The following is an 18,111-nucleotide window of genomic DNA, read 5'->3' on the forward strand; positions in this document are numbered from 1 at the left end:
CGGAAATTTCCGTGCCGCATGTCACAATCCTTGGCTCCTTTCGTCCTTGTCGGCGAAAGGAGATTTTCATGCGATCCCTGCTTCTTGCCCTTGCCGCCCTTCAGCTTTTCAATGGCGCCCTCACGCTGGCGGCGCCCCAATTCTGGTATGGCACTGTATCCGGTGTGACCGAGACCGGCCCGTTCAACGCCCATTTCGTCCGAGACATCGGCCTCGGCTTCCTGAGCGCGGGCTGTGCGCTCGGTCTGGCCGGCTGGCACAGCGCCATCGCCCGGCCTTTGGTGGCGGTGGCCAGCATCTTCCTGCTCGGCCATACGCTGCCGCATCTCGCGGAAATGGTCCTGCACGGCTACGATCCCGGCCATGCCGCGCGGGACATCGCCCTGATCGTGGTGCCGGCGCTGCTGCCGTTTGCCGTCTTCATGCGGAGGACCTCCCATGCTTAGGAAATGCCTGAAGAATGCCGTGCGTCGGTTCGGCACCCGTTATGACTACGGTGTCGGCTATATGGAGAACCTCGCCGACCTCAGCCCAGGCGGCTTCCTCAAGCTCGGCATGCTTGTTCCTTTCACCCAGGAGCGCTTTGGCCTGCCGGCGGCGCCCTATTATGCGGCGAAGTTCATTGCAGCCCGAACATCCGGATGCGGCTCCTGCGCGATGCTGGTGGTCTGCATGGCGGAGGAGGCGGGCGTCAGCACCGCGCAACTGGCCTCCATCGCCCGGCCGGGTCCTGCCGATGCCGACATGCGGCTCGCCGCCGACTATGCGAACGCCGTGCTCGCCGACTTGTTGGAGCTTGCGGGACTGATTGAGGCAGTCCGCAGCCGCTTCGGAGAAAGAGGCCTCTGGGGCCTTGCCTCCGCCGTGACGGCTGGCCAATTCTATCCCACACTGAAGCGCGGTATCGGCGCGGCGCTGAGCTGTGAAATCATGCCCGCGGAATTCCGGGAGGCGGCATAGTGCAGGGCGGTAGAAGCGATGGACCGATGCCCGATGCGCTGCGCCGTCGGCTGGTGCGGCTCGCCTACCGCTATCTCGGCGCGGTCACCGATGCCGAGGATGTCGTGCAGGAGGCCGCGATCAAGCTCATCGCCAGCGAGGGGGTGCGGGATCGTGAGGCGTGGCTGGCACGGGTCGTCACCAATGCCTCGCTCGATCGGCTCAGGCAGATCAAGGCGCGGCGCGAGACCTATATCGGCCCATGGCTGCCCGAGCCCGTGATCGAGACGGATGAAAATCCGAGCGACCGCGAGCTCGACATCTCCTTCGCGGTGATGCGCACGCTCGAGGCGCTTTCGCCGCTCGAACGCGCCGCCTTCTTCCTGCACGACCTGTTCGGCATGGACTTCGACACGGTCGGCGAGACGCTCGGTCGGTCACCCGCCGTCGTCCGCAAGCTGGCCTCGCGGGCACGGCAGGCCGTGAAGGACGGGCGATCGCGCTTTGCGGCGAGCGAGGCGGATGTCGAGCGGCTGCTGACGGCGATCGGCACGGCGGTGAAAACGAACACAGTCGAGGGGCTGGCGGCGATGCTGGCCGAGGATATCGAGCTGATCTCCGATGGCGGTGGCAAGGTGATCGCGGCGCTCCGTGTCCTCCGCGGCCCGGCCGAGGTCGTAGATTTCCTCATGCATATCGCCCGCAAGCCGTCCAATGGCGGATGGCGTTTCGACCGGACGCAGGTGAATGGCGGAGCAGGCGTGCTGATCAGTTCCGAAACCGGCCTCGACACGGTGATGATGCTCGATCTCGATGCCGACGGGCGGATTGCCACGGTTTATCTCGTGCGCAATCCCGACAAGCTCGCGCATGTGACCTGAAGGGCGAGGAGCGCCCGTCGATGGCAATGTCATCGACATCATGCATGCGCTCCACAAGAGCCTGGCTGCCAGCGAGAAAGGCAAGCTCGCATCTGAAATCTTCACTGAAGACACCTATGTTCGGACTCTCCGCATGTGATGGACACCGATGAATCGAAAGCGCCAATCCGTCATCCCCCTTTACGATGAGCCCCGCGAGACGCTGCAGTCGCGTCCGGTTTGCAAACGCGACGCGACCCAGAGCAGCCGAGCCTGCCGTTCGATCCGATGCCTGAATGCGTCGAGCCCTGTCTCGCCCTGCTCCGGCCGACGCCGCCGGAAGGGCCGGACTGGCTCTACGAACTCAAATGGGACGGGCTATCGCCTGGCGATCTATATTGAGCCGAAGGGCGTGCGGATTGTCACGCGCGGCGGCCACGACTGGACGCATCGTTTTCCCAGGATTGCAGAGGCCGCCGGCAAGCTCGGCATCGGGACCGCTATCCTCGATGGCGAAGCCGTCGTCCTCAACAAGGAGGGCCACGGCGATATCGAGCCCAATGGAGCTTGTACGAGATCGAGTACACATTGACCTTGCCCGTCTCTAAACTCGCCACGTCACGAGATACGAATCGAAGGCCCGCAAAGTCTATAACGGTCTCACCTTATCTTCTCACCAGTAGCCTTGTCGAAAAGGTGCGCCTGGTTCGGGTCGATGACGATTGGCAGTTTGTCGCCCGGCTTGAAGATGTCACGTCCGCGATATGAGACGGAAATGCTATCGCTGTCGAACTCTGCAAGGATCAGGGTTTCGGCGCCCATGGGCTCAACCACGGTAATCGTCGGACTAAGCGTGGGTTCCCGGCCGTTTCGGGCAATCTCGACATGTTCTGGCCTGATACCATAAACCGCCTCGCGACCCATTTTTGCGGCAAGTCCATGCGGCATGGGCATCGTGAACCCGCCCTTGGAGCGGAAGGTCGAGCCCGCTTCCAGTATCCCTTCAATGAAGTTCATGGAGGGGCTGCCGATGAACCCCGCGACGAAAAGATTGGCCGGGTTGTCATAAAGTTCAAGCGGTGTGCCGGCTTGTTCGATATTTCCACCATTCATCACCACGATACGATCGGCCATGGTCATCGCCTCGACCTGATCGTGGGTGACATAAATACTCGTGGTCTTCAACCGCTGATGCAGCGCCTTGATTTCGGCGCGCATTTGTACGCGCAGCTTGGCGTCGAGGTTCGAAAGGGGTTCGTCGAACAAAAACACCTTCGGATCGCGCACGATGGCGCGGCCCATGGCGACTCGCTGACGTTGACCGCCAGATAGCTCCTTGGGGTAGCGGTCGAGCAACTGGCCAAGATCGAGCATGCTGGCAGCCGTCTTGATCCGGGCATCGGCCTGCGCCTTCGGCGCCTTGGCAAGCCGGAGCGAAAAGCCCATGTTCTCCGACACCGTCATATGCGGGTAGAGTGCATAAGTCTGGAAGACCATTGCGATATCGCGATCCTTCGGCGAAACTCCGATCACGCTTCTGCCACCGATGCGGATATCGCCACCAGTCGCCTGCTCCAGGCCGGCCAGCATACGCAGCAGCGTCGATTTTCCGCATCCCGATGGGCCGACGAGAATGACGAACTCACCGTCGGCCACGTCGAGCGAGATACCTTTGAGCACTTCATGTGCGCCAAAAGCCTTGCGTGTCCTGTCGAAACTCACCGTCGCCATGTCTTTCCTCCTAATTTCCACTTACAGGACCGATCTGATCCGCGTCACATGACGAAGACGGCCTTTTCGGTCTTGCGCTCGTCAAAAAGCCGGAACGCGGTTTCCGCCTCGTCGAGCGAGAACGTATGGGTCGCGAGTCTCTCGAGATCGATCTTGCCGGTCTCTACGATGCGCAGAATGTCCTCATATTCCGCAACACCGAAATACCAGGAGCCCATGAGGGTGACCTGCTTGCGGATCAACTGGTCGCTCGGCTTGATTGTCGTCTCGCGGCTCTCACCGACGAAGGCCACTTTGGCGAAAGGTGCCGCGACATCGAGCGCCATGTTCTGAGCGGCGCTGTTGCCGGAGCAATCGAGTCCTGCCGAGATGCCCTTGCCGCCCGAGAAGTCCATGATTTCTTCGCATGCAGTGGCTGATGTCGGATCAATTGCGAGATCGGCGCCGAGGCCGAGCGCAAATTCGCGACGCTCGGCAATCGGATCAAGCGCGATGACCTTTCCACCTAGCGCCTTGGCGGCGAGCACGCCGGCCGACCCCATTGGCCCGAGCCCCCATATGCCGACGGTGCTCAGACCGTTGATGCCGAGCTTGCGAGCGGCGCTGCACAGCGTACCGAACGCATCGGTGGAAATCGCACCGGCGACATAGGACATGTCGTCGGGGAGTTTCAGCAGGTTGCGTTCGGGAACGGCGATATACTCGGCATTGCCGCCATCGGCGGTGAAGCCGAGGCAGGTCCATTCGCGGCAGAGGTGAAAGTGGCCTGCGCGGCAATAGGAGCAGACACCGCAACCGACCGCGAGATGGATCGCGACACGGTCATCCTTCTTGAACTGGCGGACCGCAGAGCCAACCTCGACGATGACGCCCGCCGGTTCGTGGCCGGTGATACAACGGCCTGCCGCGTCACCACCGACAACGGCATTGCCATAATAAAGGCTGAGATCGCTGCGGCAGATGCAGGACGCCTTGACCTGAACCAGCACTTCGTCCTGACGCGGTTTCGGCACTTCGACAGCGCGGATCTCCACTCGCTTGTTGCCGGGAAGAAAGACAGCTTTCATGGGATGACTCCGGATTTCGATGGTTATTTGACTGCCCCGGCCGTGAGGCCGCGCGTGAATGAGCGTTGCAGAACAAGGAACAGCACGACGATCGGCGCAAAGGCGATGATGCCGGCCGCAGCAATGCCGCCATAGTCGACACCGTAGCGTCCCTGAAGTGTGGCTGCGCCCACGGTCAGCGGCTTGAGCGTTTCGTCCTGGATGACAACGAGCGGCAGTAGATATTCCTGCCAGGAAAACAGGAAGGCGATCAGCGCCAGTGACAGGAGACCGGGTTTGACCACCGGGACGACGACCTTGATGAAGGTCTCGAAGAGCGTCGCGCCATCGATCGTCGCTGCCTCGAGCAATTCGTCCGGAACGTCCTCCATCACCGTGCGCATCATGAAGATGGAGAACGGCAGCAGGAGCGCGGCCTGAGGCAGGATGACGCCGATACGCGTATTGAGCAGGCCGAGCATCTGGAGGTCGCCATAGAGCGCGACGATCACCGATGGAGCCGGGACGACCAAACCCGCGAGGAACAGGGCAAAGACCGCTTCCTTGCCTTTGAACTTGAGCTTGGCAAAAGCAAAGCCAGCGAGCGGCGCCGTCAGCACGACCAGAGCGGTGGAGCCGACGCTGATCACCAGGCTGTTGACGACGAATTGCGAGAAGCCGCTCTCGAACCAGACGCGCTGGAAATTGGAGAAGTCAATCGGCCACGGCAGCGTGAGAGGGCCGGAGAAGAGGTCCGCCTCACTCCGCACCGATGCCAGGAGCACGAGATAGACCGGCATCAGGGCATAGAGCGCGAAGATCAGCAGGAAGACGTGTTGGAGAATGCGGGACGGGCGGGTCATGACTGCCTCAAAATCCGGTAGCTCAAGCCGCCTACCGTAAGCACGATGACGAGCAGCACGACCGAAAGGGCCGCGGCGTAGCCGAAGTCACCGACGAGGAAGAAGGTCTTGTAGATGTGCGTGGTCAGCACTTCAGTGTCGTAGCCCGGGCCGCCCTGGGTCGTGACCCAGACGAGGTCGAAGAAGCGCATGGCTTCGATCGCGGAGTAGAGACCAAGGAACAGCGTGGTGCTCTTCAGCAACGGTACAGTGACAAAGCGGAACCGCTGGCCCCAGCTTGCGCCATCAAGCGACGCGGCCTCGTAGAGCGAGGGATCGATCGACTGGATCGCCGAAAGATAGATCAGGACGCAAAAACCGTAGAAGGTCCATGCGCCTGCGACGTTGAGCGAGATCAGTGCCGTACCGGATTCGGCAAGCCAGGCACCACCCCATGAGCCGAGCCCGACGAGGTCGAGCACGTAATTCAGCAATCCGAAGATGGGATTGTAGATCCAACCCCAGATGATACCTGCAACGACCAGCGGAATGGTGCGCGGCAGGAAATATATGGCGCTCATGACCTTCACGACCCGTGGAGAGCGCTCGGCCAGGATCGACGCCAGGATGAGTCCGATCAACAGCGGAAAGCAGAGCGTGAGTATCGCCCAGATCGCATTGTGGCCCAAGGCCGTCCAAAAGACGCCGTCGGTGCCCAGACGGGCGTAATTGGCAAGGCCGCTGAAAGCCTTGATCGACCCGTTGTCCCACGAAAAAAGGCTATAGGCGGCGACCTGCAGGATCGGTACCGCGACGAAGGCGGCATAGAGCAGCAATGCAGGCAGCACGAACATCCAGGCTTGGCGGCTCGTATACATGATCTTGTCCAGAGCTTGGGGATGGCGGCCCGAGCCGCCATCCGGGTTGATCCCGGGGCTTGGTCAGGGAACCCAGCGTTCGCCATTGTCGATGGCCGCCTGCCAGGAGGCTTGCATCGCCGCGAGAAACTCGTCCGGCGTCGCTTCCCCACCGATCAGCTTTTGGAGTTCGGGATAGAGCACCTGCGTCACGCTCTCCGGCACTGTCGTGTGCAAATCGTAGAAATTGGTGTCCGGTGTCTTCAAGCCTTCCGCATAGAAGTCCTTGACCACCGGCAGCGTGTTCCAGGCATTGAGTTCGTCGGGCGTCGTGCCGATCGGCACCAGGTAGCCCTTCTCGACCCAGACCTTCCGATTTTCCTTGGAGGTCAGGCAATTGACATAGCTCGCCGCCGCGTCCTTGACGTTCTGTGCAGCACTTGCCGAAATCTGCCATTGCGAGCCTTCGCCCCACATCGTGCCGGCCGGCGCGTCCTCGGAGATCGGAGGCAGAATGAACACGCCGAGATCGAACTTCGCCCCGCGCGCCATGTCCTGCAGCACCCAGGTGCCGGTGATCGTCATCGCGGCACGGCCGCCGAGGAAGAGCGCATTCGCCTCGTCATAGCCAATGCCGTTGAAGCCACGCGGGAAGTAGCCGTCATTGCCCCATTGCTGAAACGTCTCGGCTGCAAGCTTGAACTTCGGATTGGTCCAGGGCTCGTCGCCGAAGAACACCTTCTCTTCGCCGGCACGTCCTGCGGTGAGGCCCAATATCAGGCTCATCGTATTGGTGGCCGGCCAGCGGTCGCGGTTGCCGAAGGCAATCGGAATGCGGCCCGCTGCCTTGATTTTCTCGACCACGTCCTTGAATTCGGCATAGGTCTTTGGCACGTCGAGACCGAGTTCCTCGAACATCGCCTTGTTGTAGTAGACCCCCATCAGGTCCTGTTCCATCGGAACGGCGTAGAGCTTGCCCTGGTAGGAATTGCGGCCGCGATAGAAGGCGTCGACATTCTCCCAGCCGTACTTCTCGTAATAGTCGTCGAGCGGGGCGACCTTGCCGGTGCGGGCATAACCCGCCAACACCGATGCCGCCGGCCAAGTATAGCCGAGGTCCGGGGTCTTGTCGGCGGACACGGCCAGACGATAGCTTTCTCGAATGCCAATCGAGGGAACGACGGTGCGAAGGATTTTCACATCCTTGAGCGATGCTTCGCAGACCTTGATCAATTCATCCATAGCCGGTCCGGCCGCCGTGATACCGGCATTGGAGAACTGGTCCCACTGTACCACCACGTTTTCCTGCGCCATCGCGCCGGATGCCGTGGCGAGTATCAGCGCCGATGCGGTGGCCTTCGCAAGGTTGCGATAATTGAATTCCAGATTCATAGGGGGTTCCTCCTCCCGCTGCCAATCAACCCAGGGTTTTCTCTAGTGATTTGAGATAGTTCAAAGCGCTCCGCGCGACCCGGTCGGGGTCGAAATCACGGCCGCTGAAGCCGACTTCCATCGTGACGTAGCCGTTGAAGTCGATTTCCTTGAGGGCCTTCAGGACACCGAACCAATCGACTGTGCCCTCGCCTGGCGGCAGTCGATCCGTGTCGGCGAAATGCACATGATCGAGGTGATCGGCCATTTCTCGCACATAGTCCGAACTCACCTCGTTACGATAGAGCGCGTGGTAGGTGTCGAACATCACCTTCACCGAATCCGAGCCGGCCTGTTCACGTAGCAACAACGCCTGTCCTGGCGTATCGATAAGGTTGGAGTCGGCCGACGTCGGCTCAATGCTGATGCCAACGCCCTTTTCCCGCGCATGGGCTGCGATTTCCTTGAGCGCTGCCAGGCTCCAGTCCCAAGCCTGCTGGTAGCCGGTGCCGAAGGACCGCCATCCGGCGATATAGAGCACGCGATCGGCCCCGAGGTCATGGGCGAGATCCACGACTTCCTTGTAGTGCGCTATCGTCGCCCTGCGTTCCGCCTCGAGAAGCGAAGCCGGGTTGTTGCCGGGGCCACCGCCGGGTGCAGGCAGCAGGCTGACGGGCTTGAGGTTGAGATCGGCCATCAGGGACTTGAGATCGCGGCGATGGGCGGCGGAAAGATGCGCCGGCCACGCATGCGGCGCCGCGCAGCCGATCTCGATGCCGTCATAGCCGATATCGGCGATCCGGCGGATCGTCTCCTCGATGGAATAGGAGGGCACCCAGACGGGAAAGCTGGAATAGGCCCATGTGTTGAATGCGTATCTGAACGCCATCGAAATCGCTCCTCCCGGGCACAATTATCCAATGAGCCGGTGCCGCCCGGCTCCGGTCTCCCGCGCGACATCGCGCAATTGCTGTTCATGCTGTTAGTGGTGCTCCTGCGGCCGTGACCGTCAGGGGCTTGTCCTTCCCAGTTTCCGCAGCCTCCACTGCGGCCGCATCTCCGCGGCTCGAATGCGAAGAGGCTAAGATAGGATGCAGACTTGGACTAGCCGATATTTTATCCAAGATGGATAAAACCCGGCATCAAGGAGAACTGATGCAATGCTTTTAATAATGCCCCTGCTTGCGCATGACGGCGTCGGCGCGGTTCTGGGCATCGGTCAGCGCCTGCCCGACCCCCTTGCGACCGGCAAGGAGTTCATGGATTTCCTCACCGGCAATGGCGATGATCTCGGGGATGCCGACGATTGGTGGACGCGGCCACATGCCAAGATAGCCGCGTGTGGCAAAATCATCGATTGCACCGATAAAGGGAGAAATCGAGCGGATCTCGGGATCGTTGCTGACGCTGATACGCGAACTCGCGAGACTTCCATTCATCAGATAGAGCTTCACTGCATTTGAGGACGTGAGTACGCGTAGCGCCTGCCAGACAGATGGAATGCGGGCCTGGGCGATATTCGCCGGAATGCAGAGCGCATAGCCTCCGACCGGCACGATTGGCCGGCCATGTGGCCCGACAGGATGCGGCAGATATCCCGTCTTGCGATAGGCAGGCGATTGCGGCACGGTCTCGTAGAGATGGGCCAGCAGCGAATGCGAATAAGCCATGGCCGCATTGCCGTTGGCATATATGCTGGTCCGCTCGAACCAAGTGATGTCGAGTATGTTCGGCGGCGAAAACGCGATCAGTTCGCGCATGTAATCGACGGTCTGCCTCGCCTCTTCCGAGAGGAAGGTTGGGCGGAGCGCAAGGCCATGTGCGCCTGCTACGTCGAAGCCATACCCGGCCCGTTCGAGATCGACGATAGGACGGCCGAAAGCGCCCATCATCATGATGAAACTGTGGCCCAATGCGGTACCACGCCCGCCGTTCCAGACGACGCCAAAAACGCCCTTCCCGGGTGCATGCAACTGTCGCGCCGCCTCGATGACATCCGCTGCGGTCCGGGGCGGAGCGATCCACTTCTCCTCAAGGAGATCCGTTCGATAGGCCAACACCTCGCCCGTCATCAGCATGGGTATGCCGAGCTGCCGGCCGCCATGACATGAACTCGCAAGCGCCTCGGGATAGATGTCCCCGACATCGACGGGCTTCTCTACCATCAACTCGTCAAGCGGCAACAGCCGGCCATGGTGCCCCATCTCGCCGAACCATGGCAGATCGCAGGCGATCAGGTCGTAGCGAGATTGCGACCGCTTCGAGTTCGCGACGATCTCATCATGCAGCGGATCGATCGGGCGAGCGCGCGCTTCGATGGGCACACCGAGGATCAGCTCGAACTGCCGCTTGAGCGCGCTCATGGCCATGAAGGTCGTATCCGCATGCACGAGGATGCGGAGCGCACGCCCGAGCGACAGCTTATCCGTGAGCACTGCCGGCGGCGGAATGATCCCAGGCGTGACCTCCGACGCAGGTCGCCGCCCGACCGCCCGGTCGCCATGCACCTCCGACGTGACATCGCGAAGCAGCTTCTCACCACGATGCGCGAAGGCGTGCCAGCGCGAAATCAAGTCGCCTGATGGATGAAGCGAGTAGGACAGGCCGGTCGAGGTTCGCGGCCGCGTGACGATCAGCTTGGCTTCCAGCATGGCGTCGATTGCTCGCATCGCCGTGCCGTAGGAGAGGCCGGAAGAAGCTGCGAGAGACGACTTCGTGACCAGCATCCCGGAAAAGTGGTTGCGGACGAGCTCTATGACGAGCCGCATATCCCGCTGCGCGATCTGGAACCCGAATATGCGTTCGCTTTCGTCATAGAGCGCCACGACGAAATCAAGAAATCGGTTGAGATCCTGCTTCTGCAGCGTTCCCCGAACATAACCGGGCTCGTTCTCATATGGCCCCTCGGGCGATTGAGCAGTTTGCCTGCTTGGTGTTTTCTCAGCCATGAAGGCATCCTAATGCCAAGCTGCATCGTGGGCGAGATGGTTTACATAGGGAGCCGGTCGAATGAAGACGACAGGATCGACCGCATCGACGCGAAAGGCGTATTTAGGCAACGGAGTTCGGAGTGTGTTGGTGCCATCTGGGTGCAAGCAGGCGATACAACTCTTCCCGCGTTTCCGAGCAGGCCGTGACGCCGCCGATGACGGTGGCAATCATCCGTCAATTCCTTTTCTGACTGAGCGCGACGGCGAGGATGATGATGCCGCCACGGGCGATCAGTTGCTGGCTGAATTCGAGGCCCATCAGGATGAGGCCGTTGTTGATGAGGCCAATCATCAATGCGCCGACGATTGTGCCGATGACGGTTCCTTTGCCGCCGAACAGGCTGGTACCGCCAAGCACCGCGGCGGCGATGACCGAGAGCTCGTCGCCCTCGCCGAGCTGGAAGCGGCCGGATTGCAGGCGCCCGGCATAAAGCATGCCGGCGAGTGCTGCTGCCGAGGACGAGATGACCAGCACCTTGAACTTGACGGCCTTGGTATCGATGCCGGAATAGCGCGCCGCCGTCTCGCCGCCGCCGGTCGCAAGCACCCGTCGGCCAAAGCCCGAACGACGCAAGACGATGTGTCCGATGCCGCCGAGCACCGCCATCCAGACGAGCAGCACCGGCACCGGTCCGAGATTGCCACCGCCGAAGAGCCAGGCATAGCCGGGCGACAGGATCGGCACGGCCGCGGTCGCCGATATCCACATGGCGACACCCTTGGCGATGCCCGTCATGGCGAGCGTGGTGAGAAAGGACGGGATACCGATGCGGGTGGTGAGCCAGCCATTGAGCATGCCGACCGCAAGTCCCGTGGCGATGCCGGCACCGACGCCGACGAGCGGGCCGCCTGCGGCGATCGCCATAGCGACGGTGACGGTCGAAAGGCCTGCGACCGCGCCGACCGAAAGGTCGATTTCGCCGGCCGAGAGCACGAAGGTCATGGCAATCGCCATGACGGCGATCATCGCCGTCTGCCGCACGATGTTGAGCAGGTTGTTCGGGTTGAGGAACCCCTTGTCGGCCAGCGTCACCGCGAAGACGAGGAAAATGACGACGAAGCCGATATAGATGATGTTCTGGCGCCAGTTGGCGAAGAAGGCGTTAGCCATGGGAAACCTCCTGAACCGAAAGGGCCTTCTGGATTTCGATCTGCAGGCGCTGTTCGGCGGCCTGGAGACGGTGGGCAAGGTCGTCGTCGGGCACGGACGGATCCTCCAGCGCCTCGCGCGGCAGATCCTGGTGCACGCGCCCATCGGACATGACGAGAATGCGGTCGCAGGCGGTCAGCAATTCGGAAAGCTCCGACGAGATCATGACGATGCCCTTGCCAGCGGCAGCCAGTTTACGCACCAGGCGGATGATCTCGGATTTCGAACCGATATCGATACCCGCCGTCGGCTCGTCGAGGATGAGGATGTCCGGATCGGTGGCGAGCCACTTGCCGATGACCACCTTCTGCTGGTTGCCGCCCGAAAGCGTCGAGACGGCATGGTCGCGGCTCGCCGTCTTCACCCGCAGGCGCTCGATTTGCGCGTCGGTCAGGGCGTTTGCCGCCTTCGTGTCGACGAGACCGCCCTTGGACAGCCGGTCGATGACGGCGAGGATCATGTTGGAGGCCACCGAATGGGCGGGAATGATGCCCTGCGTTGCGCGTGCCTCAGGCACCAGCGCGACACCCGCGGCGATCGCATCGCCCGGCTTGCGGATCGTGACGGCGCGGCCCTTGATACGGATCTCGCCCTTGGCCGCCGGGTCGATGCCGGCGATCACCCGCGCCAGAGACGAGCGGCCCGAGCCGAGCAGGCCGGCAAGCCCCACCACTTCGCCGCGATGCAGCGTCAGGGAAATGTCTTCCGGCTTGTGAACGCCGCTGACACGGTCGAGCTCCAGCAGCACCTCGCCCCTGGTGGAATGGCCGCGCTCGACATCGGAGAGCCCTTTCGAGCGCCTGCCGACGATGTGCTCGATCATCGTATCGATCGGTAGCTCGCCGAGAGGCGCGGTGATGACATGCCGGCCGTCGCGCAGGATCGTGACGCGGTCGGCGATGCGGGCGATCTCGTCCATGCGGTGGCTGACATAGATGATCGCCACGCCCCTGGCCTTCAGCTTGCGCAGGAAGACGAAGAGCCGCTCGACATCGGAAACGGCGAGCGCCGTGGATGGCTCGTCCAGTACCAGAATCTTGGCGTCCTGCGAGATCGCCTTGGCGATTTCGGTGAGCTGCTTCTGGCCGGCCCCCAGATCCCCGACCACGGCTTTCGGATCGACGAAGACTTCGAGCAGCGCGAAAATGTCCGCCGCGCGCCGCTCGGCTTCCCGGTCGTCGATGAGCCCCATGCCGTCACGGCATTCCCGCGTCAGGAAGATGTTCTGGGCGACTGTCAAAGTCGGGACCAGGCTCATTTCCTGGTAGTTCATCGCGATGCCGGCGGCACGCGACGCCTCCGGTGTATGTGTCGTCAGGGGTACGCCGCCGACTTCGATTGCGCCCTGATCGGGGCGATGCACGCCGTTCAAGACCTTGAGGATCGTCGACTTGCCGGCGCCGTTGCCGCCGAGCAACGCATGAACCTCGCCGGGCAAGACCTCGAAGGAGACGTCGTCCAGCGCGCGCACCCCGCCGAAGGCCTTGCTTATGCCGGTCATCCGGACGGCAGCGGCGCTCGCAGTCATCCCACCTTCTCCCACTGTCCCGTCTCACCCGAGCGGATAAGGGCGTCGGCGACGAGTTCCGTCAACAGGCCATCCTCGAAGTTCGGGCTCGGCAGCCGGTTCTTCGCGATTGCCGAGAAGAAATCGTAGCATTCGACGATCTTGGTCTCCGAATAACCGATGCCGAGGCCGGGGATCGGCCAGAGGCCATTGCCATAGGGATGCGCCGGACCCGTATAGACGGTGCGGAAGCCGCGGGCATCGGCCGGGTCGTCGGCGAACATCACCTGCAGCTCGTCGCGGCGCTCGTAGTTGAAATGGATCGAGCCCTTGGTGCCGTGAACCTCCAGCGTGATGAAGTTGTTGCGGCCATAGGCGTTGCGGGTCGCTTCCAGGCTTCCGATCGCGCCGCCCTCGAATTTCAGCATGGAGACGACCTCGTCGTCGACATCCACCTCACCGCGTTCCGCATCCTTGGCTTTTTCCGCCGCGCCGAGCTTGTCGACGCCGCCCTGCTGGAGGGGGCGCGTCTTGTTGTAGGTGGTGGTGAGCGCGCTCACCTCGGCGATCGGTCCGACAAGATAGTGGGCGAGATCGACCACATGGGTGGCGATGTCGCCGACCGAGCCGGAGCCGGCGATCTTCTTCTGGAAGCGCCAGGAGAGCGGTGAATCCGGATCGGCCGACCAGTCCTGCAGATAGGTGCCGCGGAAGTTCAGGATGCGGCCGATGCGGCCTTCCTCGATATATTTCCTGGCGAGTGCGACGGCCGGCGTGCGGCGATAATTGAAGGCGACCATGTGGATGACGCCGGCAGCCTTCACCGCGTCATGCATCGCCCTCGCCTCTTCGACCGTGCGGGCGAGCGGCTTCTCGCAGATGATGTGCTTGCCGGCCTTCGCCGCCTCGATGGCGATTTCGGCATGCACATTGTTGGGCGTGCAGATGTCGACGACGTCGATATCCGGACGGTTGACGGCAGCGCGCCAGTCCGAGGATGCCTCTTCGAAACCATAGCGGCGGCGTGCTTCCTCCGCCATGCCGTCCGTCACGTCGACGACGACCTTGCGATGGGGAATGGCCGGCGCGGGCCAGAAGAACATCGGCATGGAGGCATAGGCCATGGCATGCGCCTTGCCCATGAAGCCGCCGCCGATCATGGCGACGTTCATCACTTTGGTCATCGGGTTTCTCCTGAACGATAGCGGCTAAGGCAAGCCGCGTTCCATCTGCCGGCCTGGGCCGGCTCACTCCATGCGGCACGGAGCATGATCATGCCCCGTGCCTGCCATCATCACTGGCCGAGGCTCGTCTTGATGTTGTCGGTCGCTTCGCTGGAATAGACCGCTTTCCAGCCGTCGAGCAAAGTCTCCCGCGTCACCGGGAGAGCGGGAAGTGCGACGAAATCGGGGGCTTCCTTGCCGAGCAGCGCATAGCCGGCGAGCTTGGCCTCGACCACGCCGGCATCATAGGGCCGCTGCGCACCGAGCCCCTTGACGAAACCACCCTGGGCCATCGAGATCGCCACGTTCTCGCCGAGGTCGATGGTGGTGATGACGAGGTCGTCGCGACCGGCGACACGCGCGGCCGAGATCACACCTTCTGCCGGCACGTCCCAGACGGCCCAGATGCCCTTGATGTTCGGGTTGGACGTGAGGATCGCAGACGCCGCCTTATCGGCGTCGCCTGAGAAATCGGGCCCACCGATGCCCTGCTCGGCCACGATCTTGATGTTGGGGTAATCGGCGGCGATCGTTGCCTTGAAGGCTTCGTAACGCTGCTTGGTGACGAAGAAGTCGGCGGCGTGGAACACCAGGCCGATATCGCCCTCGCCGTTCAGCGCCTTCGCCACTAGATGAGCCGAGGCGACGCCATTGCCGTAATTGTCTGCCGAGACGACCGACACGTAGTCCTTCCCGGCCACAAAGCCGGTCGGCACGTTGTCCATGAAGACGAGCTTGGTGCCGGCCTCCGCCGCCGCCTTGTAGGCTGCGGCCGTCGCCGTCGGATCGGTCGGGATCGAGACGATGACGCTCGGCTTCTGCGCCATGATCGTCTCGATATCGGCGACCTGCTTTTCCGGCTTGAAGCCCGCATCGGTCACTGCAAGAACCTTGATGCCCATCGCGGCGAACTGGGTTTGCAGGCCGTTGACCTGGGCGCGCGACCAGTCGTTGCCGCCATAATGCATGACGATCGCCGCCGTCGCGTTCATGCCCTTGATCTTGGCGAGTTCCTCGTCGTTCAGCATAACATCGGACGCCGGCGACGGATCTTCGCCGGAAGGCCCCTTGGAGAGGACCGTCTTCTGGAGCTCCGCCAGCGCGGTGTCCGGATCGGCCGAGGCCGGTGCAGAATAGGCAAGAGCAAGCGCCAGCGCGGCGGCCGTACCCAACAGGAATCGTCTCGTCATCATCACTTTCTCCTCCCGAAAGTGGGGCTCCCGCCCCGGTCGCGGCCGTCAGGCCGATTTAAGATAGGCCATGCTCGCTTTCGCTCCCTCAAGCGGATCAGGCCAGGAATCGAGTTCGGTACAAACCCAGCCGGCAAAGCCGGTCTCCCGAAGGACTGCGATGATCCCGTCCGTCGGGACGTCGCCACGGTCGATGGGCGTGAAGGTGAAGGGCTCCTTCTGGAAACCCTTGAGATGGACATAGGAGATGCGCGCCGCATGCTCGCGAATGAGGGCGGCCGGATCACCGCCAGCGGCCGCGAGATGGGCCGTGTCCGGGCAGAAATGGATGCCGGTTAGCCCGAAGATCTTGCGCACGTCTGCCGGCCCCTCGACGATTGTCGAAAGATGCGGGTGATAATGGGCGGTGAGGCCGCGCGCCTCGGCGATCTCCTTCACCCGGTCGAGCGCGGCCGCGAGCTTGTGATAGTCCGCCTCGCGGATGCCGTCGAAGCGCTTGGCGCCGCCGCCGACAACGAGATGGGGTGCACCGAGTTCGGCGGCGCGATCCGCCGCGCGCACCACGCGGGCCAGTTCCTCCGGCAGGATATCGTCGAAGATGAAATTGCCGCCGGCATAGGTCGCCACCAGCGCGAGCCCATTATCGGCGAGCAGGGAGCGCATGTCGTCAGTGCTGAAATCGAGAAGGTTGCCGTCGAAGAGCTCGACGCCCTCGTAGCCTGCCGCGGCAATGTCGGCGAAGGCACGGCGCATGTCACCGAAGGTGCGGTAAGCGAGATTGGTGATCGAGGTTACGCCAACTGCATCCCCGCCGAGATTGCCCCAGCAGTTCGCATGATAGGCGAGCTTGAAGTTCGACATCGGCGCCTCCTTCCAGTGATCGTCACGACTTGCAGACCGTATTACGGCGTGAAAAACCTGATGTCAATTATTTATACGCATATCTAACGATACTTTTGCTGATTTAATGCAAAAGTCCGATGTTGCCAGTCGAAACAAGCGGCATTATCAAGGGAAAGAAGGCGAAGCCGCCAGAAAGGAAAACCCATGCCGACGACGGCGACCGCGCAAACTGATGGATATCCCCGCCGCAAAGGCCGTCCGCGCGTCTCCGAAACCGCTGCCCCCAGCCTCGTCGACATCCTCAACCTCGTTCGCACCGAACAGGCCACCACCCGCCAGGAAATCGAACGCCACAGCGAGCTTGGACGCGCCGTCGTCGCGGATCGGCTCGGAACGCTCGGCGAACTGGGCCTCATCGATGAAAGCGAGCTCGGCACCGCCACCGGCGGCCGCGCGCCGCGTCTCGTGCGGTTTGCGGCAGATCGCGGCCGCATTCTCGTCGCGACGCTCGACCAGACCGCCATCGGCGTCGGCGTCGCCGATCTCGCCGGATCCCTGCTCATGGAGCATCATGAGGCAGCCGAACTGACCCAGCCGGTTTCCGCCCTGGCAGAGCGACTGATCACGCTTTTCCGCTGGATTCTCGAGCGGCAGGCGGATCCGCAGCTCTATGGCATTTCCATTTCCGTACCCGGTGCGGTGCCGGATGGCGGTGAAGCGCTTTTCCAGCGCAGCACGCCCGGGGTCCTGCCCGGCTGGGAGAGCTTCCCGCTGGTCGAGACGCTCATCGCGGCCTTCGACGCTCCGGTTTGGTTGCGCTCCAGTGTCGAGACGATGACGATGGGCGAACTCCACGCCGGCGCTGGCGGCGGCCGCAACACCATGCTGTTCGTCAAGGTCGGCAAACGCATCGGCGCCGGTCTTGCAAACGACGGCGCGCTGTTTCGCGGCGCGCAGGGCGCCGTTGGCCTTATCGGTTCCGTTCCGGTGACGGTGGGCGACAGGACCGGCACGCTGGAAGCCATGGCCGGTTCCGACCACATCGCCCAGGACGGCAAGGTGGCGGCCGAGCATGGCGCGAGCCCTATCCTTGCCGAGCATATGCGGCGCGGTAGCGAGATCACGGCCCTCGAAGTCGCGCAGGCTGCACAAATGGGCGACGCCGCGGCGATCGATATTCTCGCGCAGAGCGGCCGGCTGATCGGTCAGGTGGTCGCGACGCTGGCCAACATGCTTAACCCGGCACTCATCGTGCTGTCAGGCTCGATCGCCCAGACGAACGACATCCTTCTTGCCGCCGCGCGCGAGGCGATCTACGGCGCCTGCCATCCGCTGGTGAGCCGGGACCTGCAAATCATCCGCTCGCAGATGGGCAGTTCGTCAGGGCTTGTCGGGGCCGCGATCGTCGCGACGGAAAGCCTGTTCGCCCCTGCCATGCTGAGGGACTGGATCATGGCCGGCCGGCCCCAGGCGCATCCGCTCTTCCAGCAGGTGAAGGACGAGATTGCCCGGAGGAAGACCATGGAGGGAAACAGCCTGCGGCCGCCGGATGTTTGAGGAGG

At 62.5% G+C, this 18,111-nt stretch carries 16 protein-coding genes and 1 pseudogene; 5 read left to right on the forward strand and 12 right to left on the reverse strand.

The window, feature by feature from the left end; genetic code table 11:
- Positions 1 to 68: 68 nt before the first annotated feature.
- The 4 genes and pseudogenes from WMC41_RS11445 to WMC41_RS11460 form a co-directional block, all read left to right on the forward strand.
- Entirely contained in the window at positions 69 to 446 is a 378-nt protein-coding gene (locus tag WMC41_RS11445) for a hypothetical protein (protein ID WP_432343240.1), read from the forward strand.
- Complete coding sequence (locus tag WMC41_RS11450) at positions 439 to 960, forward strand: hypothetical protein (RefSeq protein WP_432343243.1); 522 nt, start codon at positions 439 to 441, stop codon at positions 958 to 960. Before WMC41_RS11445 ends, WMC41_RS11450 begins: the two co-directional genes overlap by 8 nt.
- A gap of 26 nt (positions 961 to 986) precedes the next feature.
- Positions 987 to 1,820, forward strand: coding sequence for an RNA polymerase sigma factor SigJ (gene sigJ / locus WMC41_RS11455; RefSeq protein WP_288077948.1), 834 nt, complete (start codon positions 987 to 989; stop codon positions 1,818 to 1,820).
- 148 nt (positions 1,821 to 1,968) lie between these two features.
- Positions 1,969 to 2,379, forward strand: a pseudogene (locus WMC41_RS11460) (non-homologous end-joining DNA ligase); the annotation flags it as partial.
- Positions 2,380 to 2,459: 80 nt separating this feature from the next.
- On the opposite strand, the gene WMC41_RS11465 reads toward WMC41_RS11460, so the two are convergent.
- The 12 genes from WMC41_RS11465 to WMC41_RS11520 all read right to left on the reverse strand — a co-directional run bounded on the left by WMC41_RS11465 (position 2,460) and on the right by WMC41_RS11520 (position 16,567).
- Entirely contained in the window at positions 2,460 to 3,530 is a 1,071-nt protein-coding gene (locus tag WMC41_RS11465; RefSeq protein WP_244769437.1) for an ABC transporter ATP-binding protein, read from the reverse strand.
- 44 nt (positions 3,531 to 3,574) lie between these two features.
- The gene (locus WMC41_RS11470; protein WP_244769436.1) at positions 3,575 to 4,597 is read right to left on the reverse strand and encodes an alcohol dehydrogenase catalytic domain-containing protein; all 1,023 of its coding nucleotides are present in this window, start codon (positions 4,595 to 4,597) and stop codon (positions 3,575 to 3,577) included.
- Between the two features lie 23 nt (positions 4,598 to 4,620).
- A complete protein-coding gene (locus tag WMC41_RS11475; RefSeq protein ID WP_288077949.1) occupies positions 4,621 to 5,439 on the reverse strand; it encodes a carbohydrate ABC transporter permease in 819 nt (272 codons plus the stop codon).
- On the reverse strand, positions 5,436 to 6,296 hold the full coding sequence (locus WMC41_RS11480) for a carbohydrate ABC transporter permease (RefSeq protein WP_244769434.1): 861 nt from the start codon (positions 6,294 to 6,296) through the stop codon (positions 5,436 to 5,438). Before WMC41_RS11480 ends, WMC41_RS11475 begins: the two co-directional genes overlap by 4 nt.
- A 63-nt stretch (positions 6,297 to 6,359) precedes the next feature.
- Positions 6,360 to 7,667, reverse strand: a complete 1,308-nt coding sequence (locus WMC41_RS11485) for an ABC transporter substrate-binding protein (protein ID WP_432343249.1) — start codon at positions 7,665 to 7,667, stop codon at positions 6,360 to 6,362.
- A gap of 25 nt (positions 7,668 to 7,692) precedes the next feature.
- Positions 7,693 to 8,535: a sugar phosphate isomerase/epimerase family protein gene (locus tag WMC41_RS11490; RefSeq protein WP_244769432.1), complete on the reverse strand. Its 843-nt coding sequence runs from the start codon at positions 8,533 to 8,535 to the stop codon at positions 7,693 to 7,695.
- 277 nt (positions 8,536 to 8,812) lie between these two features.
- Positions 8,813 to 10,594 (reverse strand): extracellular solute-binding protein, encoded by a 1,782-nt coding sequence (locus WMC41_RS11495; RefSeq protein WP_244769431.1) that lies wholly within the window; start codon positions 10,592 to 10,594, stop codon positions 8,813 to 8,815.
- A gap of 217 nt (positions 10,595 to 10,811) precedes the next feature.
- Complete coding sequence (locus tag WMC41_RS11500; protein ID WP_432343253.1) at positions 10,812 to 11,747, reverse strand: ABC transporter permease; 936 nt, start codon at positions 11,745 to 11,747, stop codon at positions 10,812 to 10,814.
- The gene (locus WMC41_RS11505; protein ID WP_432343256.1) at positions 11,740 to 13,314 is read right to left on the reverse strand and encodes a sugar ABC transporter ATP-binding protein; all 1,575 of its coding nucleotides are present in this window, start codon (positions 13,312 to 13,314) and stop codon (positions 11,740 to 11,742) included. The genes WMC41_RS11500 and WMC41_RS11505 overlap by 8 nt, the downstream gene beginning before the upstream one ends.
- Positions 13,311 to 14,477 (reverse strand): Gfo/Idh/MocA family protein, encoded by a 1,167-nt coding sequence (locus tag WMC41_RS11510; RefSeq protein ID WP_432343258.1) that lies wholly within the window; start codon positions 14,475 to 14,477, stop codon positions 13,311 to 13,313. The genes WMC41_RS11505 and WMC41_RS11510 overlap by 4 nt, the downstream gene beginning before the upstream one ends.
- 110 nt (positions 14,478 to 14,587) lie before the next feature.
- Complete coding sequence (locus WMC41_RS11515; RefSeq protein WP_432348324.1) at positions 14,588 to 15,706, reverse strand: substrate-binding domain-containing protein; 1,119 nt, start codon at positions 15,704 to 15,706, stop codon at positions 14,588 to 14,590.
- Positions 15,707 to 15,754: 48 nt separating this feature from the next.
- Positions 15,755 to 16,567, reverse strand: a complete 813-nt coding sequence (locus tag WMC41_RS11520) for a sugar phosphate isomerase/epimerase family protein (protein WP_432343261.1) — start codon at positions 16,565 to 16,567, stop codon at positions 15,755 to 15,757.
- Between the two features lie 186 nt (positions 16,568 to 16,753).
- On the opposite strand from WMC41_RS11520, the gene WMC41_RS11525 reads away from it, so the two are divergent.
- A complete protein-coding gene (locus WMC41_RS11525) occupies positions 16,754 to 18,106 on the forward strand; it encodes an ROK family protein (protein WP_432343263.1) in 1,353 nt (450 codons plus the stop codon).
- Positions 18,107 to 18,111: the final 5 nt, after the last annotated feature.

It is taken from the genome of Shinella yambaruensis, from assembly GCF_050859155.1.
In the GTDB taxonomy this organism is placed as follows: Bacteria; Pseudomonadota; Alphaproteobacteria; order Rhizobiales; family Rhizobiaceae; genus Shinella; species Shinella yambaruensis.